We start from the raw sequence: 6,333 nt of genomic DNA on the forward strand, positions 1-6,333 counted from the left end.
GTGTGCTCCTTGGGTCGGGCGGGATTCGGGGCAGCGGGTGGGTGGGCGGCGGTGCCGGGGTCAGCGGTGGCCGGCGGGCTCGCCCTGCCGGCGGCCTGTCACCACTGGACGCGGCCCCGGCGGCGGGGGCAGCGGCAAGGGGGCCAGGCGGCGGGTGAGGTGCCCGAGCGCGAGGAGGGTGAAGATGTCGGCGAGGGCGGGGACGGTGAAGCCGAAGGGGCGTGGCCCGATCGAGTCCGGGGTGCTGGCGATGGACCCGTCGGTGCGTTGCTGGGTGAGCAGGTAGGCCGCGCCGCGGGCGGCGGGGCCGGGTGCCGGGCCAGCCGTGCTGAGGGTGATGAGGGCGTACGCGGTGCTCAGGGCGTCGCTGACGTCGCCGTCCTGCCGGCCCCAACCTCCGTCGCTGTTCTGGGAGTCGGTCACCAGGCGGATGGCCTTGCGGGTGATGTGCCAGGCGAAGTGGCCGGGTGTGCCGTTGTCGCGGTGGCGGGCGGCGGCGAGGATCGCGCGGAAGACGGTGTGGTGGCGGCTGCTGCTCCAGTCGGGCGGGAAGGATCCGTCCGGGTGCTGCTGGTCGGCGAGGAAGCCGAGCGCGGACTCCAGGGCGGTGTGCTGGTGGTGGCCCTGGGTGCTGAGGGCGTTGGCGGCGGCGGCGGCCATGCAGGCTTCCGAGGGTGCGCCGGCCAGGTAGGTGGGGAAGCCGCCGTCGGGCCCGCGCAGGGCGTTCAGGGCGTCGACGGCGGTGTGGATCGGCTGCCGGTTGGCGTGGGGGTCGGTGAGGTGGAGGACCTCGATGGCGGCGGAGGTGCAGTCGGTGTCGGCGAGTTGGGCCCTCTCGGTGTAGGACCAGCCGCCCGCGGGGTGCTGCAGGTGCAGCAGGCGTCGGGCAACGACGTCCAGGACGGACCGCGGGGCGTCGGCGGCGTGCAGGGCGATGCCGGCGGTGGCGGTGAGCCAGGTGTCCTCGTCGCAGATGAACGGGATTCCGCCGTCGGCGCGCTGGTGCGTCAGTGCGGTGCGGATCCCGTCGGCGATCAGGGCCTCGTGGCCGGGCAGGGGCACCAGGGCGTGCAGGACGGAGAGGTGGATGAGGAGGTTTCCTTCCCACACCGCTCCGGGCTGCTGGGTGGCTCGCAGCAGGTCCAGGTCGTGCGTGTCGACGAGGTGGGGTTGCCCGTGGGCGCGGGCGAGGATCGCCTTGACGGCGGTGACCTGGACCTGGGCCCAGGTGTGCAGGCCATGCAGGGAGAACGCCTCGGCGGCGGGGGGCTTGGTGGTGGGGGTGGCTCCGAGCAGGAGGAGGACCGCGTGCAGGAGGGCGCGTTTGCGGAGGCCGGTGAAGTCCGGTGCCTGGGCGAGGAAGCGATCCACGTCCAGGCGGTCGGCCGCGTCGGAGTGGGTGTGGAGGGCGGCGCGGGCCAGCAGTCGCTCCAGCGGCTGCGGGGAGTCGCGGTGCGTGGCGAGGTAGGCGGTCAGGGCGGCGCGGGCGGCGGGCTCCTGGCGGGTGCGGTCCAGCAGGGCCAGCATCAGGGCGGATTCCAGGACGCGACTGTGGCACGGGTCGCGCAGGGCCCCGTCCGGGCCGACCTGGTCCTGGAGGCGGGTGCGCAGCCGCGTGGTGGCGGGTGCCAGGCCGGCAGGGAACGCGGCGCGGGGCCAGCGGGCCTGGCCCGGAGGTATCGGGGTGACTCTCATCGAGGTCCGTCCTGGTCGTCGTCTGCGGCTGTCACCGGGTGTCCGGCAGAACGGCTCAGGGCTGCGGCGGCGGCTGGTGGCGCGGTGCGCTCGGCAAGGGTTCGGGGGTGAAGCGTCCGGTGACGGCCAGCCAGTGCAGGGTGGCAGCCATGAACGTCTCCACCAGGTCGACATAGCGGCGCAGCTCCTGCCGCCGGTCCTTCGGCAGGCCGCAGGCTGTGCGCAGGGCGGTTGCGGTGGTCTGGAAGCCGGCCCGGCGGTGCTCGATCATGGCGGCCACCCGGGTGCGCGCCGCGGCCATGGAGCTGAAGTCACGGCGGGCGAGCAGCGCCACCAGGTTGTCCTGGCCGGCGGCCTCGTCACCGGCTTGCGAGGCCAGATCGTTCGCCCAGCCTGCGGCATCGGCCACCGCCTCGCGCAGGTCGACCAGTTGGGCATCCACCCGAGGGTCCTCCACCAGGTGGGCGTGGCCGGTGCGTTCCAGCACGTCCAGCATGGGCAGCAGGGTGATCGTGCGCCGCCGCAATCGCAGGTACTCGGGCAGCGCCAGTCGCACTCCGGTCCGGCGCAGGGCGACCTCCTGCTCGCAGGCGTCCAGGAAGTCGACGTAGTCGGCGGTGAATCGCAGCTGCCACCGCGCGGGCATGCCTGCGGCCGTGCGCTCCCAAAGTCCCGCCAGCACCGCCGCGTGTGGGGCCGTCGACGTGGACGCCGCACGGCCGGAAGTGATCACCCGGCGCAGGGGCACGGTGAACCGCTCCAGCTCGCCTGGGGTTGACCCCAGGCCGCGCCGGTCGATCCGGTCGTCCACCCAGCAGATGAACGCCGCCCACTGCGCCGTCAACGCCACGTCCCCCGCGCCACCGCCCGGCAGGGCGCCCTCGGCGAGTACGTTCAGCCGCATCGCGGCAAGGCGTCGCTCCCCGCCGGCATCCGCCACGAGGCCAACCTCCCGCGCCCAACGCAGCACCGGATCGGACGCGGGGACCGTGTCCGCTGATGACGCATCAGTCATGTTTTGATCATGTCAGAACATCGGTGGCCGTGGATGGCGAAAAGTGAAGTCCAGGCGGCGGCACCACATCGGCCGTGCGGCAGCAGCCCCCTGGACGGCAGGGGAACCCCTGTCCCGTTCCTCCGTTGGCCGTCCGTGGGAGCAGGTGGAGAGCGACCCACCCGCGGGAGGGTGACGCCACGTGAGACAGGTTGCACTTTCCACAACCTTCGAGGCGTGGGGCATGTCCCGTGGGGGGAGAGTCAGCCCCGGGGGCCTCCATGGTCTCTGCGTTTCGGGCGCCCGGCGGACCGGAGCGTCCGCTGCCAGGCCCAGTCGAGGGAGCCTTCATGACCGATCAGACGCCTGCTGCCGCACAGCCGGTGCAGTTCCCGCTCACCGAGACGTTCACCCGGTCCGCGCCGGACAACCCGCACTGGAAGTTGCTCGGCCCAGTGCAGTTGAACGGGGGCCTGGAACTCGCCCCGCAGCCGGGCACCGCCGCCACGGCCTTCCTCGACCAGCCGTTCTCCTCCGCACTGGGGGTGGCGATCGACTTCGACTACGCCAACACCGGCCCGGACACTGCCCTCGACGGACTCAGCGTCTACCTGATCGACGGGGCGCAGACGACCGAGCTCGGCGGCCCCGCCGGCAGCCTCGGCTACTCCTCCCACCATCATCCGTCTGGCGGCGACGAGCGAGCGGGGGTCACGGCGGGGTGGGTCGGCATCGGCTTCGACAACGGCGGGTACTTCGCCCACGTGGCCGCCGGACCGGGCGGGGCGGACAGTCGACCGGACACGCTGACGGTTCGCGGCTCCGGCAGCGCCATGTCGGGATTCGACTGGCGCACCGGCGTCGAGGTTCCCGGAGGGTTCCGCGCCACCTGGGAAGAGGGTGCGCACCTCCAGGTGTCTGTCATCGCCGGCCGCCTGACGGTACGGCGCTCCAGCAAGTCCAACCCGCAGGGCTCACTGCTGATCGACGATTTCGACCTCGCGGGTCAGGCCGGTCAGGCCGCGATGCCCGCGACGTTCAAGCTGGGGTTCGGCGCCTCCTCCCTCGGCCAGTCGGCGTTCCAGATCCGCAACCTCTCGGTGGAACTGCCGGCCGACATGTCGCTGGTGATGAGCGGCCCGCAGAGCGCCAAGGCGGGAGAGCGTGTCGCCTATACCTTCGAGGTGCAGAACCTGGGCCCCAACGACGCTCCCGACGCCAGGGTGGAGGGCCTGATCCCGGGCCCTCTGCAAGCAACGGCGCAGCTCAGCTGCCGGGGGGAGAACGGCGCCGAGTGCGGCTACGGCTCGGTCGTCGGGGGCTTGCACCAGTTGGTGAGCCTGCCCCGGGGCGGCAAGGCCGTGATCACCCTGAGCGGCACCATCGGCCGGCATGCCGAGGGGCGTATGGCCGTGACCGGCCAGGTCCAGTCGCGGACCCGCACCAACACGGCCGCGCGCCAGGCCGGATCGGTCGATACCGACGTCGAACTGCCGCGCGTCGCCGTCGCCTCGCAGATCACCGGACAGTGGCCCCAGTCCTCTCCCGAGGGCGCGAACGGATGGATCGTCAGTTACGACCTCACGCTGGCCGCCAACGAACAGCGGGTAGCCGCCTGGGAGATCTCCTTCTCCGTCCCCGCGAACACCGGCGTCAACCCCACCCAGACCTCCTGGTACCAGGTGCTCAAGGACGGCCTCGACGGGCAGACCGTCATCACGTCCCCCGACGGCTCCCACACCATCGACCCCGGCCAATCCCTGACCGTGAACGTGCAGATGCTCTACCCCTCCCAGACAGAGGCCGGCGACGGCAGCCTGCGCAACCTGCTCGCCATCGAGCTGGCCCACCCCTGAACTCCTGCTCTCGACGCCGTGGCGGACCCGGCCCGGTCAGCGGCCCGCATGAGTCGGTCGGTTCAGGCCGCACGGCATCCTCCCCGGGCCTAGCCTGACGGGATACGTACTGCCGATCTTGAGGGGTGCTCGTGATGAGCAACGAAGCAGAATTCACCGTAGAAGCACCTGATGGGGAGGCCTGGCAGATCCCGAACTCGATCCAGGCGACGCCGATGGCAGGCCCCGTCAGCGCCCGTGACCGGCTGCTGGAGACCATCGTGCGGGAGGCCCAGCAGGTCGCCGAAAAGCACGCCGGCGAGGCGGCCACAGCCCTGGAAGCCCTGGCCCGCGCCTTCGCTCTCGTGGCCTCACCCACAGGGCAGCCCTCACCAGTCGTGCCGACGATCGGCAGGCGCGACATCCCGGCTCCTGACTACAACTAAGCGAACTGACCGGACACCCAGGAGGCCGGAACACCGGGTGCCCGCCGGTGGAGCCAGCCGGGCACCCCCTACCTGGGTGACCGTCAGATCACTCCTCGCCGTCCTCCTCGGCGTCGTCCTTGAAGACGCTTTCCAAGGGGGACGGCTCAGCGGCCGGGGAGCCGAGCTGCTCTCGGTCAGAGTCGAGCGACGCGGTGCAGAAGCCCTTGATCGCCGTGGGACCGGTCGCGACACGGCCGGTCCGCGCCATCGCTGGCCTTACCTTTGCCAAACGGCAAGCTCCGGAACTCACGGACTGTTGCTTACGCGACATCCCGCCGGCCGCACCTCGTGCGCTGGACGAACGCGGTCAGCTCTCGCACGGGCCTCCACACGGTGGTCGGTGCAGGCGTGGTCACTCCCACGTCTTCGTGAACTTGACGGTGAAGTCGTACCTGACAGCCTCGGCGTTCTCGGCGGACAACGCCACGCTGTAGTTGAAGAGCCCCGCGCGGGTCACGACCCCTGTCGGACTCTCCTCCAGTCCGGTGAGCAGCGTGTGCACCGTGTCACCGGGCGGGAAGTTGCCGTACATCTGTTCGATCTTGTCGACCTTCGCGCCGGCCCTCCTGACCACGTGGATGTAGCGGACCGAGACGGCCGCCGCGTCGCGGACCCGGAACTCCACCACCCACTGGTACTCCTGGCCCTCCATGATCTTGAACGGGTCGTTCAGGGCCTTGAGCGCCTCGGGGGTGTCCGTGGGCCGGCGGACGTCAGGGCGTCCGGCGACCTTCAGGATGTGCGCCACGCACTCCAGGCGGGCGGTGCCGCCCGTGGACTGTTCCTCGTTGGTCATGGCCATCTCTCTACTCCTTCTCGACGGCAAAGGGGCTACGCGTGGTCGACGTCATTCCGGAGCCCCACGACCCGATGCCGGCAGTCGATACGAGCGACGCCCGCCCGTACGGGCATGATCACACTCCCGACTCGGAGTGAAGATCAAAACCGCCATACCCGGGACGGCCGACATCGGGCAGTGGTAGGCGACATCGGATCAAGGCGGCCGAGGGCCAGCCAGAACCGGGTGAGCGATCGGGCCGCGGTCCCGGTGGCCGCGCCGGCGCGCCGGATCACGGCCGGCCCACATCGGTGAGACGGATCGGCTTGGGCTGCCTCTGGACCTGCGGCGGAGCTTGGACAAGCCTCATCGTCCCAGTTCAGAACAATGCCGGTGAGTTAGGGCGTTTCCGCAGGTAGAGCGCATGGCGGTGGCCGATTTGGGCGGGTAGCCCGCTGTCGGCATGGGGAATTTCACCACGATCTGATGGTCCGCAGATGATCTCGGGACACGGCAACGGAGCCCCCGGTAAGACAGAAGATC

6 protein-coding genes are annotated in these 6,333 nt (G+C 71.0%); 2 read left to right on the forward strand and 4 right to left on the reverse strand.

What is annotated here, in order from left to right:
* Positions 1-60: 60 nt before the first annotated feature.
* Entirely contained in the window at positions 61-1,695 is a 1,635-nt protein-coding gene (locus tag ACFWPT_RS07575; RefSeq protein ID WP_380480308.1) for a prenyltransferase/squalene oxidase repeat-containing protein, read from the reverse strand.
* Positions 1,696-1,750: 55 nt separating this feature from the next.
* Positions 1,751-2,599 carry a terpene synthase family protein gene (locus ACFWPT_RS07580; protein ID WP_380480310.1) on the reverse strand — a complete coding sequence of 283 codons (849 nt, stop codon included), beginning with the start codon at positions 2,597-2,599 and terminating at the stop codon, positions 1,751-1,753.
* A gap of 440 nt (positions 2,600-3,039) precedes the next feature.
* Between ACFWPT_RS07580 and ACFWPT_RS07585 the strand changes: the two genes are divergently transcribed.
* Positions 3,040-4,545 carry a hypothetical protein gene (locus ACFWPT_RS07585; protein ID WP_380480312.1) on the forward strand — a complete coding sequence of 502 codons (1,506 nt, stop codon included), beginning with the start codon at positions 3,040-3,042 and terminating at the stop codon, positions 4,543-4,545.
* A 134-nt stretch (positions 4,546-4,679) separates the two neighbouring features.
* Entirely contained in the window at positions 4,680-4,970 is a 291-nt protein-coding gene (locus ACFWPT_RS07590) for a hypothetical protein (RefSeq protein ID WP_380480314.1), read from the forward strand.
* Positions 4,971-5,058: 88 nt separating this feature from the next.
* Here the strand turns inward: ACFWPT_RS07590 and ACFWPT_RS07595 are convergent, their stop codons facing one another.
* Positions 5,059-5,220, reverse strand: coding sequence for a hypothetical protein (locus tag ACFWPT_RS07595; protein WP_380372247.1), 162 nt, complete (start codon positions 5,218-5,220; stop codon positions 5,059-5,061).
* A 144-nt stretch (positions 5,221-5,364) separates the two neighbouring features.
* A complete protein-coding gene (locus ACFWPT_RS07600) occupies positions 5,365-5,814 on the reverse strand; it encodes a hypothetical protein (RefSeq protein WP_380480316.1) in 450 nt (149 codons plus the stop codon).
* Between the last annotated feature and the right edge of the window lie 519 nt (positions 5,815-6,333).

Origin of the sequence: Kitasatospora sp. NPDC058478, assembly GCF_042720345.1 — a bacterium.
Taxonomy (GTDB): Bacteria; Actinomycetota; Actinomycetes; order Streptomycetales; family Streptomycetaceae; genus Kitasatospora.

What these genes read in the sequence shown, in the direction of transcription:
- ACFWPT_RS07590 (WP_380480314.1), top strand. Translation starts at nt 4,680, where the DNA reads ATGAGCAACGAAGCAGAATTCACCGTAGAAGCACCTGATGGGGAGGCC.
- ACFWPT_RS07600 (WP_380480316.1), bottom strand. Translation starts at nt 5,814, where the DNA reads ATGGCCATGACCAACGAGGAACAGTCCACGGGCGGCACCGCCCGCCTG.
- ACFWPT_RS07575 (WP_380480308.1), bottom strand. Translation starts at nt 1,695, where the DNA reads ATGAGAGTCACCCCGATACCTCCGGGCCAGGCCCGCTGGCCCCGCGCC.
- ACFWPT_RS07580 (WP_380480310.1), bottom strand. Translation starts at nt 2,599, where the DNA reads ATGCGGCTGAACGTACTCGCCGAGGGCGCCCTGCCGGGCGGTGGCGCG.
- ACFWPT_RS07585 (WP_380480312.1), top strand. Translation starts at nt 3,040, where the DNA reads ATGACCGATCAGACGCCTGCTGCCGCACAGCCGGTGCAGTTCCCGCTC.
- ACFWPT_RS07595 (WP_380372247.1), bottom strand. Translation starts at nt 5,220, where the DNA reads ATGGCGCGGACCGGCCGTGTCGCGACCGGTCCCACGGCGATCAAGGGC.